This is a genomic window from Citrobacter arsenatis (assembly GCF_004353845.1).
Lineage (GTDB): Bacteria > Pseudomonadota > Gammaproteobacteria > Enterobacterales > Enterobacteriaceae > Citrobacter > Citrobacter arsenatis.
The window spans coordinates 4,399,858-4,417,921 of the sequence record NZ_CP037864.1 but is presented as its reverse complement, the minus strand read 5'-3'; the positions used below and the strand labels follow the sequence as shown (position 1 = coordinate 4,417,921).

Here is an 18,064-nt window from a genome sequence, read left to right as displayed (position 1 = left end):
TGGGCATTGGATTACGGCCACGGGCGGTAGCGTGCCTGAATACAGGGAGTCAGGAAGCAAATGGAACACCAGTCAGCAGTGTTATTACGACGTCTCAACCCCTATTGTGCCCAGGCCCTTGAAGCGGCGGCATCGTTATGTCAGACGCGAGCACATGCAGAAATCGCTCCCGAGCACTGGTTACTAAAGCTGTTGGAGCAGGGGGAGGGCGATATTACTGTCATTGCTCGTCGTTATGAATGGGATATCGACAATCTCTGGCAATCGCTGCTGACGCATCTGGATGCTCAGCCTCGTTGCGTGAAAAGCCGCCCGCAGTTGTCTGATGCGCTCCTTTCTTTAATGCAACAAGCGTGGCTATGTGCCGCAACGGATGAAAATTCGCAGATACGTGGTGTGCATCTACTGATGGCGCTGGTAGGAAAGCCTTCGCTACTGAAGTGTGATGGCCTGTGGCCTCTTCTGAGCGCCGGACATACTCAACTGGAACGCCTCCTGCCGCTATTAAATATGCAGTCGGATGAACGTCCTGAGAGACAGCAAGAAGCCGCTCTGGCACAGGTTTCTCCTGATGATGAACCGCGTCCTGACCTGGCTCAGTCGACATTGTCGCCAGCATTACAAGGCGTGCTCGATAAATTTACGCTGGACGTGACCGCGAAAGCGCGTGCCGGCGATATTGACCCGGTATTTGGTCGCGATAATGAAATCCGTCAAATGGTGGATGTGTTGTCCCGTCGGCGAAAAAACAATCCCATTCTGGTCGGGGAACCCGGCGTCGGCAAAACCGCTCTGGTGGAAGGTCTGGCGCTGCGTATTGCTGAAGGTAACGTGCCGGATAGCCTGAAAACAGTAACATTACGCACGCTAGATCTTGGGCTGTTACAAGCAGGTGCCGAGGTGAAAGGTGAGTTTGAGCAGCGGTTAAAAAATATCATTGATGCCGTTCAGCAATCGCCAACGCCTGTTCTGCTCTTTATCGATGAAGCACATACCATCATCGGGGCTGGTAACCAGGCGGGGGGGGCAGACGCAGCCAACCTGCTAAAACCTGCTCTGGCCAGAGGTGAACTACGAACTATCGCGGCGACCACATGGAGCGAATATAAACAGTATTTTGAGCGTGATGCTGCGCTGGAACGGCGTTTTCAGATGGTTAAAGTTGATGAGCCGGATGATGACACTGCCTGTTTAATGCTGCGTGGTCTGAAATCACGCTATGCAGAGCATCATGGTGTTCACATCACCGACGAAGCGGTGAAAGCCGCCGTTACGCTCTCTCGCCGTTATCTTACTGGCCGGCAATTACCTGACAAAGCCGTCGACCTGTTGGATACCGCAGGTGCAAGAGTGCGGATGAGCCTTGATACCGTTCCTGAACCACTGACGCGTTTGAAGTCAGAGATCACCGCGCTTGAAATTGAAAAGCAGGCGTTGCTTGCAGATCTCGCGGTAGGAAATGGTCAGCATGGTGAAAGGCTGGCCACCATTGAACAGCGGGAAAATCGTCTGCTAGTCGAACTGTATGAACGCGAAACCCAATACGGTCAGGAATTAACGCTCACTGAGCAACTGCTGGCCAGCCGCAGTGACATTTCTCGTCAGGCGGAAACGGTTGAGTTGCAGCAGCAGCTAAGTATGCTTCAGCAGGGCCATCCTTTGCTGTTTCCGGATGTAGACGCGCGCACCGTTGCTACGGTAATCGCCGACTGGACCGGTGTACCATTGTCATCATTAATGAAGGACTCCCAGGCAGACTTGCTGACGCTTGAAACCCAGATGGGAGAACGTGTTGTCGGGCAGGATTATGCGTTGAATACTATCGCACAGCGGCTGCGGGCATCAAAAACAGGACTTACGCCGGAAAACGGCCCACAGGGTGTGTTCCTGCTTACTGGACCAAGTGGAACCGGCAAAACGGAGACGGCGCTGGCTCTGGCTGACATTCTGTTTGGCGGTGAAAAATCGTTGATTACGATTAATCTGTCTGAATATCAGGAGCCGCACACCGTGAGCCAGCTAAAAGGCTCACCTCCGGGATATGTGGGTTATGGTCAGGGAGGGATCCTGACCGAGGCGGTGCGAAAACGCCCCTATAGCGTGGTACTGTTGGACGAAGTAGAAAAAGCGCATCGCGACGTCATGAATCTGTTTTACCAGGTATTTGACCGTGGTTTCATGCGTGACGGCGAAGGCCGTGAAATTGATTTTCGCAATACCGTTATTTTGATGACCTCCAATCTTGGCGGCGACTCTGTAATGCAGATGCTGGAAGAACAGCCGGAAACCACAGAGTCTGAGTTGCACGAACTGCTGCGCCCACTTTTGCGCGATCACTTCCAGCCAGCACTACTGGCCCGCTTTCAGACGGTTATCTACCATCCGCTCAGTGAACCTGCGTTACGTACGATTGTACAAATGAAACTGGATCAGGTTAGCCAGCGACTACTGCGTCACTACGGCATCACCACGACGATATCCGAGAGCCTTTTTGATGTTCTCACAACAGCCTGTCTGCTACCGGATACGGGGGCGAGGAATATTGATAGTCTGCTCAACCAACAAATCTTGCCTGTGCTTAGCCAGCAGTTGTTAACGTATCTTTCCCGGCAGCAAAAACCACACTCTCTGATCCTTAGCTGGGATGAGTTCAAGGGCATCATAATGGAGTTTGAGAGTGCCAAATAATATTAAGGAAGGTGGTCTCAGAAGACTTACCTCTGGAGAGGTTGAACTGGCAAAGTCTGTATTTGGTTCCACTCTCCAGTATCATAAAGTGTGGATCCACAGGGACAGTTATTTGCCTTTTAATTTACAGGATTCGAATACGGCGATGACGCCTGACGGTGAGATTTACTTTCGCAATCAGTACCGGGATGATTTTTCTCAGACATTATCCCATTATCAACACTTATTTATCCATGAAATGAGTCATGTCTGGCAACGAGAAAAAGGTATGAATGTTATCTGTAGAGGCCTGGTGAGTTGGTTAGTCAGTTATCGATATAAACTGGATGGGCGACTTCTAAGTGAGTACCCTATGGAGCAGCAGGCTCAAATTATTGCGGATAGTTTTATTCTACAAAAGAGTGGATATAGAACGTGGCTGGATATGCGCTTCAATCATAATATAACTTTAGATGGGGATATTCATGAAAGTGTAATCCGAGAATCTTATAGGAATACTCTTCGAGGATTCCCCTGGTGATGAAAAGTAGATTGTTTTTTTGTTTCAGTCTGTTGAGTTACAGTCTGGTATTTCTCACCGGATGTCCAGGATATGGGGATGTGTTACTTCTTGATAAGGAAGCTGTGGTTAGCATGGTTGGGGAAAATGTCTGTTTCTGGGTTTATGACTCTGCGAAACATAAACCCAGTATCATTACTATCACACAACGAGGATCTGAATTCGGAAGGGAAAAATTCACTATAGATCCACCATTGATATTGATTGACGATAAATGGTGTATTACTCCAAATTTTTATATTTTCCCAGATAAGGGGCAGTTTATCGTTTCCTATAGCCTACCAAATGATAGTTTAGATGGCCGACCGCAGCGCGTTGTTAGTGGTGTGGAAGTCTCTAATGGGAATGTCCACAATTTTCATCTTACCGATATGGAGATCATACGACCATATTCTGAGATGGATAGGTAAAACACATCAAGTATGTATAAATCATAATGACTTCACTATGGGTTATTAAAGAGAATGAGCCCATATGGTTTTATATGGAGCTTGCTATAAAAATGTCATTAGATAAGCACGGTGAGGACTTCTTTGGTAAAAAGAGCTAAGAGGTTAATTAATGTAACTTTGCTGAGTTACAGTCCGGTATTTCTCACCGGGTGTCCAGGATATGGTGACAGATCGTTTACTGATGAAGAAACAGTGGTTAGCATGATTGGAAAAAATATCTGCTTCTGGGTGAAGGACTCTGAAGAATACAAACCAGATATCATTACGATTACTCGTAGAGGTGCTGGTTTTGGTAATGAAAAATTCATGCCAAACCCACCGCTCATTCTTCTTGATAATAAATGGTGCATAACACCCGATTTTTATACTTTTCCAGATGGTGGCCAGTTTATAGTTACGTATACGTTAGGGAGGTGTTATTCAAATGATAGGCCACGAAGTGTTGTTAGTGGAGTGGATGTCTCTAACGATTGTATTTATAACATCCATCTTACCGATCTGGAAATAGCGAGGCCTTATTCTGCGATGGATAAATGATTTTTTAATGGAAAATAAAGTGTGTTAAACGGAGTCAATCTTATGGATAAGTCACAGCAAACAATGGCAACTACGCTTAATCGATATTTTCTATCTATTCCTTCTTGTTCTTCTGTGTTGGATGTTGAGGATTTCAATGGTTCAGAAGGACTGAGCCGAAATTATTACTATGATATTTTGTTTACCAGTACGGATAAAGATATTCAAGCCAATCAATTTTTGCGTCAGGTGGCAACATTGACGATGAATGGTGGCAAGCTGGGATTCATGACGACGCAAAAAATAGTCCATGGTGTGATAACTGATTTTCAACGCTTATCTGGCTCTGCCGATGAAGCAAGATATCATATTACGTTAACGCCTTATCTCTCTCTGTTGGATAAACAGTTCCGTACGCACCGCTTCTTCATAAACAAATCTGTGCCGGAAGTGGTGGGTGAAATCCTGCAGGAGCATGCCCTGCACGGCTGGGAGTATGAATTTACGCTGACGCAGAGTTATCCGAAGCGTGAACAGATAAATCAGTATCAGGAGAGCGACCTGGCGTTCATTGAACGTCTGCTGGCGGAAGTGGGGATATTTTACTTCTTCACGCTTCAGCCGGACACGCGGACGGAAGTGGTGCATTTTGCAGACCAGCAAAGCGCCTATGAGTTTGATAAACGGCTGGCGCTGGACAGCCCGTCAGGGATGAATGACAGCGGGGCGGACTCCGTCTGGGGACTGAACATTCTGCACCAGGTGGCGCCGGCGGGAGTGACAACAAAAGACTATAACCACCGCGAAGCGCAGAAGGTGCTGCAGTCGGCGAGGGCGGATATTACCGGCGGCGAAGGTGAGGAAATATGTTATGGCGAGGTGTATCACTACAAACCGCGGCATCTTGAAACCGGGGAGGCATTTTCTCCTGCGCCGGAAACCGGGAACTTCTGGGCGCGACTGGACCATGAGCGGTTTCTTGCAGAGCAGACGCTGATAACGGGTTTCAGCACGGATGCGGGGTTGCGTCCGGGACAGGTGCTGACGATAACGGACAGCAGCGTGCCGTCGACGCTGCCGGACGTGCTGCAGCAGCCGGTGGTGGTGGTCCGGGCGGGGTTCAGCGGCAGCAGGAAGGATGCGCTGAAAGTGTCGCTGGCGGCGGTCCCGTACAGTGAGACGCAGTGCTGGCGTCCGGCACTGAAGGCAAGGCCGAAGGTCAGCGGCACGCTGACAGCACGGGTCAGCAGCCCGAAGAGCGGGGATATCTACGCGCATCAGACGGCGGAGGGGCTGTACCGGGTGAAGTTCGATGCAGACCGGGACAGCAAACAGCAGGGTTACGAGAGCATGCTGCTGCGCCTTGCCAAACCCTACGGCGGCGACACTTACGGTATTCACTTCCCGCTGATACAGGGCACAGAAGTGGCGGTGGCGTTCCATGAAGGTGACCCGGACCGACCCTATATCGCGCATGCGCTGCATGACTCCCGGCATCCTGACCACGTGACACAGGCAAACCATACCCGCAACGTCATCCGCACGCCCGCGAACAACAAGCTGCGCATGGAAGACAAACGGGGTGAGGAACACGTCAAGCTCAGTACCGAGTACGGCGGGAAGACGCAGCTTAACTTGGGGCATAACGTGGATGCGGGGCGTGCGCTGCGGTAAAGGGGTCTTAATTAGTGCTTATAACCAGCCGCAGGCCCAGGGAGAGATGTTGGACATGCGGGCTGCAATTGCTGAGCTGCAAAATGCACTCGAACTGGTTACAGCGTTAGCGAGTAGCGCCAAGGTATCCGGTTCACTTGATGCTGATATTGCTTCACAGCAGGAACTGACGAAAACGCTGGCGCAATTAAAAGGAGCGGGTTTGTTACTGAATGCCCCTGCTGGTATAGGTGTGGCCACACCCAAAAATATACAGCTCACCACGGGCCATTCTTTAACTGTCACAACGGGAGAAAATGCAGATCTGACGTTGTTTAAACGTCTGACCGTTGCCGCCGGAGAAGCAATTAGTCTGTTTGCCCAAAAAATGGGTATGAAAATTTTTGCTGCCAGAGGAATGATCGATATTCAGGCGCAAACTGATGCGATGCGATTGCAGTCAGATAAAACAATGAATATTAATAGCGTTAATGGCGAAGTTGTTTTAAACGCTCAGCAGGGGATTACGCTCACCAGCACTGGCGGGGCGTATATAAAAATCAAAGATGGATCCATCGAGCTTGGCGCACCGGGGAGTCTTAAGCTAAAAAGTCTTGATATCCAGTGGGGTGGTGTAGGCATCCTTGAAAAAGCGCTTAAGCCGATGAGTGTTTCTGACCCGCAATATAAATACCCTATGAATGGTTCTTTTCAGATCGTTGACAAAGGGGATGGTAAGCCTAAACCTTACATAAAATATCGTATTGAAACTGAAAGTGGTGAAACTATTCGTGGTGTGACTGATGAGAATGGATATACCCAATCTCATTACGGCCTTGAACCTCAGACTATGAAATTATTCTTTGAATAAAACCAGGTTGGTATCATGAGCGATACATCCACATTACCCGTAGCAGAGAATCAGTTAAGTAAAAAAGAAAATAATACCGTACATATATCACATGAATCATGTGATATATATTATTGCACTGAAAGTCAGGAGTTATTATTCTTAACGACGGCAGCAGCGAAAAATATTGATGAGCATGCCAGTGAAATAATGACGGCGGTTGATGAATTTCATCAGGCTAACGAGGAATATTCTAAAGCTATTGAAGAGTTTGGTGTGTTAAATTCAAAAATAGAGGAAAGTTCTGCACTTACTGACAAAGAAACTAATATTTCTAATCAAGAAGCTAATTTAACCGGCAAAAGGGATGCTTTACAAAAAGTAATTGGTAAGTTTGAATCCGAAGGTGCTGGTTATGATGATGTGGTTGAGCTCATCCCTATCTCTCGAAAAAATGGTGGCGCTGGCACTAAGAAACGCTATGCTTTTGCAAAAAAAGGATATGTTGATAATTTAGGAGCAGGAGTCAGACATAAAGTAAAGTTTAAACAATCGGATGCGGATAGTATCCTAAAAAGAGAAAATGGTAATATAACAGGAATATCAGTTTCTAAATTAAAAAAGCAGATTAAAGATTTGGAGTTCGAAAATAAAGGTGTAAACCTTTTTGATCCAATCGACAAGAAATTAATAGATGAGACGTTAACGGGCTGGGCAGAAAGCTGGAATAACAGTCTGGTTTCGCATAAAGAAATTGGTCAGTTTATCGATTTTTCAGCGGGTGCGCAGTTCATGCGCTGCACGTCTAATTTGGCGGCTTCTGCCGAATGGGACCCATCAACGGGCGAGTTGGCCATCAAAGGTGAGTTTAAGGCCACGCTTTCTCTGGCTTCTGGCATTGTTGAAACGACATTTTATCTTCCGGATCGCGTCGGCTGGAGCCTGACATTTCAGCCTGAAAATCGAACTGAACCATTAAAAATGGGAATGCTCAGAGTTTATCTGAAAACCTCACTGATTGGCTTTGTGGGGGCCTCTGCCCAGGCAGAAGCGCAATTGCAGATTACCACCTATGGCGGTAAGCAAATGATTATGGGTAACAGCGCCGGGCGTCTACCGAGATTTAGCGAACGGCATGTGAGCGGTGCAACCTTCCATAAGGCCAGAGAGGAAAACGAAGATGGCGCCAAAGTGAGCGCAGAGGCTTTTGGCGGCGCGCGCGCAGAACTAAAGCTCGCAGGTGGAGTACAGTGGTTGCAGCCGCCGGAACTTACCGTACGCCAGGGCAAGACCGGAGATGATGCCAAAGAAGCTAACGAGTTCGCCGATTTTTGTACCTTTACTGAAAGCCTGGTCGGAATGGCCGGCGCCGGAATTGGTGGTACTTTTCAGTGTGATTTTGTTAACGGTAAGTTTTGTTTCAAGATCGCGGCCAGCCTCTGTGTCGGACTCGGGGCAAAAGGTAGCTTTGAAGCCGAAGTGGATTTTGACAAATTTTATGAATTTTCAAAATGGCTCATTTATCAGTTGTATGGATTAGACTACGCTTTTTTCGAAATAGTGGCAAAAGATGCCTTCAAAGCATTTACCCAGGTTAGTGTCTTATTGCTTTCAGATATGGAGGAATCAATAGCTAAAGGGCTTAAAAGTTCACAAGAAACATTAGTTACAATAAAAGAAAAATATACTAACTTGGTAGAAAGTATTGAATCCGCCTTTGATAAATCGGAAAGAAGAAATCAGTTGGCAGCAAATATTATTAAGAGCCCTGATTTACTTCTGATGCGTACCCCTGAGGCCAAAGGAATATTACTCTACTTGCTTACCCGCCATGACACCGCAGATCATTTTGATTTTGATAATCGTGGTGATTATTTTATCGATATTTATCAGGAGCGCAAACAAGCGATTATTGTCGTTTTACAATCCATCCAGACGCAACGGGAATGGTTCCAGATATTTAGCCGATTTAATGCCAGTGGGGGTGACATGGCAGAGGGTAACTCTGCCTTAAAATATATGGTGGCGCAAAATTCAATGAATGCAGTAAGGCGTTTTCTCCAGGAAGGCTTCGATAAAGTCAATGAAATGGATCTTATCTATAAAAGATTAAGAACGACGCCGGCCTGGGGATATGCCCTGACGATGAACAATACCACTGCATATCGCTTAACGACGGCGGATAACCCTTTTTATCCGCGTATGGGAACATTTTCACCGATGTCTGGCGCAAATTCTGAGGAATGGTCATGAAGATAAAATATCCGTTATTACTCCTGAGTCTGGCCGTCAGCGCGATGGCTGGCTGCGATCAAAAGCCCGCCTCAGTCACCCCCCGGCACAGTGCGGAAGACCTGGCCCGGCTGCAGGCGTTTGTGGCGCAGATAAAGTCAGAGCAGGTATTTGTGGAAGGCGGTGAATACCTGATGGGGGATTTTGGCGAGGAATATGGTGTGGAAAGGCTGCAGTACGACGGGCGTAAAGACAGCAAGCCATTACACCGGGTGGAGTTAAGCAGCTATTCGCTGAGTAAGTTCAAAGCCAGCAACCAGCAGTACCAGTTTTATCTGGCCTGGAATGGCCTGAAGGGCCGGGAGGTTAAGGGGCGTATCAGCCGGCAGAAGTGGAACGAGATGGGACGAATCCCGGATGCACCTGCGCATGTGGACTGGCACGAAGCGGAGCGGTACTGCGCGTGGCTGGGAGAAGTGACGGGTCTGCCGTTTTCGTTGCCGACGGAAGCGCAGTGGGAATACGCGGCGCGTAGCCGGGGTAAATATGTGGTGGCGCCCACCGACGATGGCACGATACGTATTGAAGGTCAGAAAGGTATCAATGTAGCCACCGCCACGGACCGGGAGATTTATGCCCGTCAAAGCGAAAGCTCTTTAGATATTGCTTCCCCGCTTCCCCGGGATTTCCGTCCCCCCAATCCGCTGGGGATTTACGACATGGCCGGAAACGGCTGGGAATGGATGAAGGACTGGTATGACCCGGAATACTACAGACATTCGCCGGTAAAAGACCCGCAGGGCCCGGAGCAGCCGGTATTCAAAGACGCGGACGGGTACTACACGCGGGTGCTGCGCAGCCAGGACTTCTCGGGACCGGGGCGCGGGCTGACGATGGTGCGCTATAAGGCGGACCCGGAAAGCAGATCATACCGACCAGGCGACAAAACCGTGCGCTGCGCCGTTAACCACCCGAGTCCGGTGAAATGAGGGCTGTGATAATGAAAAACGACAGGTTGTGGCTGTGTGCCATTGTGATGGTCGCAGCATCTGGCTGCGATCAAAAGCCCGCCTCAGTCACCCCCCGGCACAGTGCGGAAGACCAGGCCCGGCTGCAGGAATTTGTGACACAGATAAAGTCAGAGCAGGTATTTGTGGAAGGCGGTGAATACCTGATGGGGGATTTTGGCGAAGAGTATGGCGTGGAGAGACTGCAGTACGACGGGCGTAAAGACAGCAAGCCATTACACCGGGTGGAGTTAAGCAGCTATTCGCTGAGTAAGTTCAAAGCCAGCAACCAGCAGTACCAGTTTTATCTGGCCTGGAATGGCCTGAAGGGCCGGGAGGTTAAGGGGCGTTTAAACGGGAGGGACTGGAATGACAGGAAACGGATCCCGGATACGCCAGCCCGCGTGGACTGGCACGAAGCGGAGCGGTACTGCGCGTGGCTGGGAGAAGTTACGGGTCTGCCGTTTTCGTTGCCGACGGAAGCGCAGTGGGAATACGCGGCGCGTAGCCGGGGTAAATATGTGGTGGCGCCCACCGACGATGGCACGATACGTATTGAAGGTCAGAAAGGTATCAATGTAGCCACCGCCACGGACCGGGAGATTTATGCCCGTCAAAGCGAAAGCTCTTTAGATATTGATTCCCCGCTTCCCCGGGATTTCCGTCCCCCTAATCCGCTGGGGATTTACGACATGGCCGGAAACGGCTGGGAATGGATGAAGGACTGGTATGACCCGGAATACTACAGCCATTCGCCGGTAAAAGACCCGCAGGGTCCGGAGCAGCCGGTATTCAAAGACGCGGACGGGTACTACACGCGGGCGCTGCGCAGCCAGGACTTCTCGGGACCGGGGCGCGGGCTGACCATGGTGCGCTATAAGGCGGACCCGGAAAGCAGATTATACCGACCAAGCGATAAAGCTGTTCGTTGTGCCGTTAACCACCCGAGTCCGGTGAAATGAGGGCTGTGATAATGAAAAACGACAGGTTGTGGCTGTGTGCCATTGTGATGGTCGCAGCATCTGGCTGCGATCAAAACCCCACCTCAGTCACCCCCCGGCACAGTGCGGAAGACCAGGCCCGGCTGCAGGCGTTTGTGGCGCAGATAAAGTCAGAGCAGGTATTTGTGGAAGGCGGTGAATACCTGATGGGGGATTTTGGCGAGGAATATGGTGTGGAAAGGCTGCAGTACGACGGGCGTAAAGACAGCAAGCCTTTGCACCGGGTGGAGTTAAGCAGCTATTCGCTGAGTAAGTTCAAAGCCAGCAACCAGCAGTACCAGTTTTATCTGGCCTGGAATGGCCTGAAGGGCCGGGAGGTTAAGGGGCGTTTAAACGGGAGGGACTGGAATGACAGGAAACGGCTCCCGGATACGCCAGCCCGCGTGGACTGGCACGAAGCGGAGCGGTACTGCGCGTGGCTGGGGGAGGTGACGGGTCTGCCGTTCTCGCTGCCTACGGAAGCACAGTGGGAATACGCGGCGCGTAGCCGGGGTAAATATGTGGTGGCGCCCACCGACGATGGCACGATACGTATTGAAGGTCAGAAAGGTATCAATGTAGCCACCGCCACGGACCGGGAGATTTATGCCCGTCAAAGCGAAAGCTCTTTAGATATTGCTTCCCCGCTTCCCCGGGATTTCCGTCCCCCCAATCCGCTGGGGATTTACGACATGGCCGGAAACGGCTGGGAATGGATGAAGGACTGGTATGACCCGGAATACTACAGCCATTCGCCGGTAAAAGACCCGCAGGGCCCGGAGCAGCCGGTATTCAAAGACCTGGACGGGTACTACACGCGGGTGCTGCGCAGCCAGGACTACTCAGGGCCGGGGCGCGGGCTGACCATGGTGCGCTATAAAACCGATCCGGGAAATAAAGGTTATCCACCAACCGACAAAACCGTGCGCTGCGCCGTTAACCACCCAAGTCCGGTGAAGTGATAATTCATTAATTTATACATCTGAATAATCAGGGAAAAGATTATGAGCGAATCAGATACGCCAGTAGCAGAACATCAAACGAAGAAGATTGAATCAAATGTAAAAATTGTGATTGTCAAATCTTGTCAGTGTTATTTCAGGATTGAAAAATTACAATTAATCTTTATTGATGAAGCGGATGCCAGCGCGTTTGAGGACGCAATGAGCAATCTGAGCAATCTGGTAAACACACATCATCTTGCAAAGAAAAAATATTCAAACGCTATTGAAAAATATGGTGTGCAGTTAAAGGATACTGCCAATAAGTACCGGTTGCCTGAACTGGAAAAGGAAATTTCAAAGGCCGAAGGTGACCTACAAACAGCAACTAAAAATCTACAACAGGAGTTAGGCGAGTTCAGGGAAGAAAGCGGATACAAACCCATAATTGAACTAATACCTATTGAAGATGTTAAAAAAAAGGCATTTGGTCGATTTTATTCCTATATAAAAGAAGAAGATTATAAGAAGTTTGAAGAAAAATTCACAGTGATTTCCGTGGATGATTTTAGTGGTGATAAGATTTTCACCAAAGATAAAGACAATAATATTATTGGTATTGATATAAAATCTTTATCAGAGAAGTTGAAAGCGGCCAGGGTAAAGATTAAACAAATGATGGATCGCACAATGATTGTTAGTGCCAACATCAAGTATGAAGATACATTAACTGAATGGGCTTCTGTGTGGAATGATAAAGCCTATAACAAAACAGGGGAGTATATTGATGTTTCCGCAGGTGCTCAATTTATGCGCCTGACAGCGAATGCTTCCACTTTTAATAGCTGGAACCCTGATACTGGCCAAGCACAAATCAAAGGTGAGGCTCAGGCCGAACTCACGGTTTTTTCCGGGAAAGTTAATTCTACTATTTATGTTCCAGACCGAACCGGCTGGCTGCTTAAATTTATGATTAATGACAAGGATGAAGCCAATATTGGTGTGCTGAGGGCAAAGATCGACGGGGAGTTAACAGGGTATGTTGGCGCGTCGGCTAAGGTAGAAGCTAACCTCCAGTTTGTGACTCATAATAATAAACAGTTATTAATGGGTAATCGCACCAAAAGTTCGACATTTGCAGAACGAAAAGAAGGTGTAAAAGTTAAAGGTAATAAAGGCAAAGCAAAAAAGGGGCTGGAAGTAAAAGCTGAAGCCTTTGGTGGTGCTAAAGTCGGCGCTAGTTTAGGGGGAACATTACAGTGGCTGAAGCCCTTCACTTCACTGGTCGCGGAAATCCCGGCCATGTTAAGAAAGTTAGGTCTTGATCCTGAATTAATGCTTGATTCCGCAACGATGGCAAAATCAATTCAACTCAGACAAGAGAATGATAAAAAGAAAGACGATCACTTGGGAACATTTCAGAATTTTGGTTCACTTAAAGTTGGTGGCGAGGTTCAGTTAGGCGCTGGAGCCAGCGGTGAATTTAGGGTTCGCTTTGTTAAAGGAAGATTCAGGTTCCATATTCATGGCAGTTTGTGTTTGGGGCCGGGCGCGAAGGGACTTTTGGAGGGTGAGATTAATCCTGAACTGTTTATGGAGTTCGCAGTATGGGTTATCTATCAACTCTATGGTATGGATTATAAGCACTGGGTGATTATTGAGGAAGAAGCATTTAAGGCTTTGGGATATATTTTGTTGATGGACCAGGAGAAAAAATATCAAGAGTATTATGATGAAGTAGTTGCTGATTTTAAAGATGTTTTAGATGATTTTACTGATTTTATTAAATCAACATTTACAGAAATTATGACGGCAAGAGACCAGTCGGCAAAACGCAATAAATTCGCGTCTGAAATTAATAGCAATCCTGGCAATGTATATCTTTATTCGCCGGAGGCAAAAGGGTCTGCCCTGTATATCCTGACCTTAGACGGTGCGTACGATCGCATTGATATCAATAACCAGGGGGATGGTTTCATCCCGGATACCAACCATGAACGAAAAAAAGCGGTATTGTTTATTTTGTCCAGCATTCAAACCAAGCGGGAGTGGAAAAAGGTGTTGACGCGCATTACCGCAATGGGAACGGTGTATCCGGGTAATGAGGATGCGATTGTTAAAATGGCACAAAAGAATATCCGGATATTCCTGCAGACGGGCATTGATAGTGATGACGGGCTGGATGATATCATCGATAAACTAGAACTACGCGATTTCGATGAGCTCGTGTCACGTTTAAAGGAAAAACCAACCTACGGCTATTCTTTTTCTCCGAACTGCAGTAAGCAATATAAGCTGCATTGTGATGACAACCCATTCTATAGCTCACTGTGTCATTTTGTACCGGTTGAACCACAGTATCAGCAAAAGTGGGAGAGTAACGATTAATGGAAAATAACCGAATTTATAAATATAGCCTGGCGCTGGTGCTGGTGCTGGTGCTGAGCGGGTGCGATAAACCGGAGCCGGCGGGGCAGAATAACGCGGAATTAGCACAATACCTGCAACGCATTACCGGCGATCTGGTTTTTATTCCGGGCGGCACATTCTGGATGGGGGATTTTTGCTCCCGCACGCATGGCGAGGGGGCACGCTGCTCTTCGGAAAAAGATACCAAACCCCTGCATGAGGTGACGCTGAGCAGCTATTCCATCGGTCGTTTCAAGGTGACCCATGAGGATTACGCTTTTTATCTGAAAATGGCGGGGTTACCTGCCCAGCAGTTTGATAAAGAATGGAGAAATAAAACGCTGGCGGACATGACCCATCTTAAAAACAGTCCGGCCGTGGTGTCATGGCGCGAGGCCGACAGCTACTGCCGCTGGCTGAAAAAGGAGACGGGGCTGCCGTTTTCCCTGCCAACGGAAGCGCAGTGGGAGTACGCGGCGCGTGACCGGGGGCAGTATATTCTGGTGGCAACGGATGACGGCGACTGGCGTGAGGATGAGAAAAGCGGGCGCGGTGAAAACTATGCTACCAGCGAGGACCGCCAGGCAACGGAAGAGGCCACCGGGGTGGACAGTTCCTTCGTGCGTTATGCCGTCGATCGTTATCCGCCGACCCCCGGCGGGCTGTACGGCATGTCAGAGAACGGCTACGAGTGGGTGAGCGACTGGTACGACCCGGACTATTACGCGAAATCTCCGCGCCAGGATCCGCAGGGTCCGGAAACTCCGGTCATCAAAAATAAAAAAACTGGGCAATACCTGAAGGCCCGCCGCGGAGGTGACAATCCTTCACCCGGGTTTGATGTGGGCCTCACCTTTTTTCGTGGCTATGCCATTAAAGACAAGCCTTATCCCGATGGCACCACTGTACGCTGTGCGGTGAACGCTGCGGAGGCGGTGAAATGACCGGTAAATATAGCCTGGCGCTGGTGCTGTTGCTGAGCGGGTGCGATAAACCGGAACCGGCGGGGCAGAATAACGCGGAATTAGCACAATACCTGCAACGCATCACCGGCGATCTGGTTTTTATTCCGGGCGGCACGTTCTGGATGGGGGATTTTTGCTCCCGCACGCATGGCGAGGGGGCGCGGTGCTCTTCGGAAAAAGATACCAAACCCCTGCATGAGGTGACGCTGAGCAGCTATTCCATCGGTCGTTTCAAGGTGACCCATGAGGATTACGCTTTTTATCTGAAAATGGCGGGGTTACCTGCCCAGCAGTTTGATAAAGAATGGCGGAATAAAATGCTGGCGGACATGACCCATTTTAAAAACAGTCCGGCGGTGGTGTCATGGCGCGAGGCCGACAGCTACTGCCGCTGGCTGAAAAAGGAGACGGGGCTGGCGTTTTCCCTGCCGACGGAAGCGCAGTGGGAGTACGCGGCGCGTGACCGGGGGCAGTATATTCTGGTGGCAACGGATGACGGCGACTGGCGTGAGGATGAGAAAACCGGGCGCGGTGAAAACTACGGTACCAGCGAGGACCGCCAGGCAACGGAAGAGGCCACCGGGGTGGACAGTTCCTCCGTGCGTTATGCCGTCGATCGCTATCCGCCGACCCCCGGCGGGCTGTACGGCATGTCAGAGAACGGCTACGAGTGGGTGAGCGACTGGTATGACCCGGACTATTACGCGAAATCTCCGCGCCAGGATCCGCAGGGTCCGGAGAAGGGCGTCATTCTGGATGACGATAATGGGCAATATATGAAGGTCCGCCGCGGAGGTTATCGTCCTTCTCCCGGGTTTGATGTGGGCCTCACCTTTTTTCGCGGCTATGCCATTAAGGATAACTATTTTCCCGATGGCACCACTGTACGCTGTGCGGTGAACGCTGCGGAGGCGGTAAAATGACGGTCGGAAAATATAGCCTGGCGTTACTGCTGTTGCTGAGCGGGTGCGATAAACCGGAACCGGCGGTGCGGGATAACGCGGAATTAGCACAATACCTGCAACGCATTACCGGCGATCTGGTTTTTATTCCGGGCGGCACATTCTGGATGGGGGATTTTTGCTCCCGCACGCATGGCGAGGGCGCACGCTGCTCTTCGGAAAAAGACACCAAACCCCTGCATGAGGTGACGCTGAGCAGCTATTCCATCGGTCGTTTCAAGGTGACCCATGAGGATTACGCTTTTTATCTGAAAATGGCGGGACTACCGGAGTTACGTTACAAAGATCAATACGATAATAAAACGCTGGCGGATATGAACCATTTTAAAAACAGTCCGGCGGTGGTGTCATGGCGCGAGGCCGACAGCTACTGCCGCTGGCTGAAAAAGGAGACGGGGCTGGCGTTTTCCCTGCCAACGGAAGCGCAGTGGGAGTACGCGGCGCGTGACCGGGGTCAGTATATTCTGGTGGCAACGGATGACGGTGACTGGCGTGAGGATGAGAAAACCGGGCGCGGTGAAAACTACGGTACCAGCGAGGACCGCCAGGCAACGGAAGAGGCCACCGGGGTGGACAGTTCCTTCGTGCGTTATGCCGTCGATCGTTATCCGCCGACCCCCGGCGGGCTGTACGGCATGTCAGAGAACGGCTACGAGTGGGTGAGCGACTGGTACGACCCGGACTATTACGCGAAATCCCCGCGCCAGGATCCGCAGGGTCCGGAGAAGGGCGTCATTCTGGATGACGATAATGGGCAATACATGAAGGTCCGCCGCGGAGGTGACAATCCTTCACCCGGGTTTGATGTGGGCCTGACCTTTTTTCGCGGCTATGCCATTAAAGACAAGCCTTATCCCGATGGCACCACTGTACGCTGTGCGGTGAACGCTGCGGAGGCGGTGAAATAAACGTTTACTGTTATTTATTAATTGAGAAGAGAGAATTATGCCTCAAAATATGTCTGCGCCATCATCGGGACCTTGCTCCTTAATTTCCTTAAAAAAACGATTGTTGGATTTAAATGAATATCATGATGCTCCATTTACTATACAGGAGGATGGCAATGACCTTGTTGTTATTTGTGATTATGTCGATGCGAAATGGGAAAATATCTATGGTGTTGGCGGTTTAAAAGGAAGGTTTCAGATCAAGCTTTTATTTGATGATGTTGGTAAGCAGGTTGGCTATCAGGAGAAATCAACCAGTAGTGAATGGGAGGCTGGACCGGAAAAAATTGGTTTTAAAAAAGAATTTCAGTTAGGTCGGAGGAAAGAATTCAAACTAGGTGGAGCCTGGGGACTAAAGAAGAATGGAGAGTTAGGAAAGGTTTACAGTTACGATTTTGAATCATCCAGTGTCACCGCTCCTATTTTTAATGTCATAAAAGAATCTGGTTGGCGAATAAAATCAACTTTTTATGTTGGGAAGAAGCGGTCAGCAAAATTGAAAGTTTTTGCCTGTCTGGCATTTATCGCTATTCTAACAATATCTATTCTTTCCTTTGTGTTTTTTATGACGACAGGCGTTAAGGAGGCTGCAAGAGCTGAAATAGATTTGTTACGTGAAAATTCCTATATATTAGCCTATGCACAAACTGCTAGTGAGATGCGCGAGAAGATCACAAGTGAAGATTTTAAGTTGGCAATGAAATCTTATAATTTTGAAAATATAGAGGATTATAGTTTTAATAATATATCCGTCGAAGGTGGCAGAGGTGTACTTTCAGGAAGTGTTAAATTTAATGATGGTAATGTATTCGATATTACTATTATTATGATCCAGGAAGAGAGCATGTGGAAGATGTTATCAGTTGATATCGGATAGTTTTGTTCGAAATAAAGAGGGTGAAA

13 protein-coding genes and 1 pseudogene are annotated in these 18,064 nt (G+C 49.0%); all 14 read left to right on the top strand.

What is annotated here, in order from left to right; genetic code table 11:
• Nucleotides 1–60 precede the first annotated feature (60 nt).
• Nucleotides 61–2,688, top strand: a complete 2,628-nt coding sequence (gene tssH, locus E1B03_RS22210; RefSeq protein ID WP_133086940.1) for a type VI secretion system ATPase TssH — start codon at nt 61–63, stop codon at nt 2,686–2,688.
• Nucleotides 2,678–3,208 (top strand): hypothetical protein, encoded by a 531-nt coding sequence (locus E1B03_RS22205; RefSeq protein ID WP_003828330.1) that lies wholly within the window; start codon nt 2,678–2,680, stop codon nt 3,206–3,208. The genes tssH and E1B03_RS22205 overlap by 11 nt, the downstream gene beginning before the upstream one ends.
• Nucleotides 3,209–3,288: 80 nt before the next feature.
• Nucleotides 3,289–3,657, top strand: coding sequence for a putative T6SS immunity periplasmic lipoprotein (locus tag E1B03_RS22200; protein WP_126957689.1), 369 nt, complete (start codon nt 3,289–3,291; stop codon nt 3,655–3,657).
• Nucleotides 3,658–3,780: 123 nt separating this feature from the next.
• Nucleotides 3,781–4,236, top strand: a complete 456-nt coding sequence (locus E1B03_RS22195; RefSeq protein ID WP_133086939.1) for a putative T6SS immunity periplasmic lipoprotein — start codon at nt 3,781–3,783, stop codon at nt 4,234–4,236.
• A gap of 42 nt (nt 4,237–4,278) precedes the next feature.
• Nucleotides 4,279–6,739: pseudogene (locus E1B03_RS22190) on the top strand (type VI secretion system Vgr family protein).
• A gap of 15 nt (nt 6,740–6,754) precedes the next feature.
• Nucleotides 6,755–8,971, top strand: a complete 2,217-nt coding sequence (locus E1B03_RS22185; RefSeq protein ID WP_133086938.1) for an ATPase — start codon at nt 6,755–6,757, stop codon at nt 8,969–8,971.
• Nucleotides 8,968–9,939 (top strand): formylglycine-generating enzyme family protein, encoded by a 972-nt coding sequence (locus tag E1B03_RS22180; protein ID WP_133086937.1) that lies wholly within the window; start codon nt 8,968–8,970, stop codon nt 9,937–9,939. Before E1B03_RS22185 ends, E1B03_RS22180 begins: the two co-directional genes overlap by 4 nt.
• Before the next feature lie 11 nt (nt 9,940–9,950).
• Nucleotides 9,951–10,919, top strand: a complete 969-nt coding sequence (locus E1B03_RS22175; RefSeq protein WP_246044127.1) for a formylglycine-generating enzyme family protein — start codon at nt 9,951–9,953, stop codon at nt 10,917–10,919.
• An 11-nt stretch (nt 10,920–10,930) separates the two neighbouring features.
• A complete protein-coding gene (locus tag E1B03_RS22170) occupies nt 10,931–11,899 on the top strand; it encodes a formylglycine-generating enzyme family protein (protein WP_246044126.1) in 969 nt (322 codons plus the stop codon).
• A gap of 42 nt (nt 11,900–11,941) precedes the next feature.
• The gene (locus tag E1B03_RS22165; protein WP_133086936.1) at nt 11,942–14,266 is read left to right on the top strand and encodes a hypothetical protein; all 2,325 of its coding nucleotides are present in this window, start codon (nt 11,942–11,944) and stop codon (nt 14,264–14,266) included.
• Entirely contained in the window at nt 14,266–15,231 is a 966-nt protein-coding gene (locus tag E1B03_RS22160; protein WP_133086935.1) for a formylglycine-generating enzyme family protein, read from the top strand. The genes E1B03_RS22165 and E1B03_RS22160 overlap by 1 nt, the downstream gene beginning before the upstream one ends.
• Complete coding sequence (locus E1B03_RS22155) at nt 15,228–16,175, top strand: formylglycine-generating enzyme family protein (protein ID WP_133086934.1); 948 nt, start codon at nt 15,228–15,230, stop codon at nt 16,173–16,175. Before E1B03_RS22160 ends, E1B03_RS22155 begins: the two co-directional genes overlap by 4 nt.
• Nucleotides 16,172–17,122 (top strand): formylglycine-generating enzyme family protein, encoded by a 951-nt coding sequence (locus E1B03_RS22150; RefSeq protein WP_133086933.1) that lies wholly within the window; start codon nt 16,172–16,174, stop codon nt 17,120–17,122. The genes E1B03_RS22155 and E1B03_RS22150 overlap by 4 nt, the downstream gene beginning before the upstream one ends.
• A 37-nt stretch (nt 17,123–17,159) precedes the next feature.
• Nucleotides 17,160–18,038 carry a hypothetical protein gene (locus E1B03_RS22145; RefSeq protein ID WP_080626110.1) on the top strand — a complete coding sequence of 293 codons (879 nt, stop codon included), beginning with the start codon at nt 17,160–17,162 and terminating at the stop codon, nt 18,036–18,038.
• The last annotated feature ends 26 nt before the right edge of the window (nt 18,039–18,064 follow it).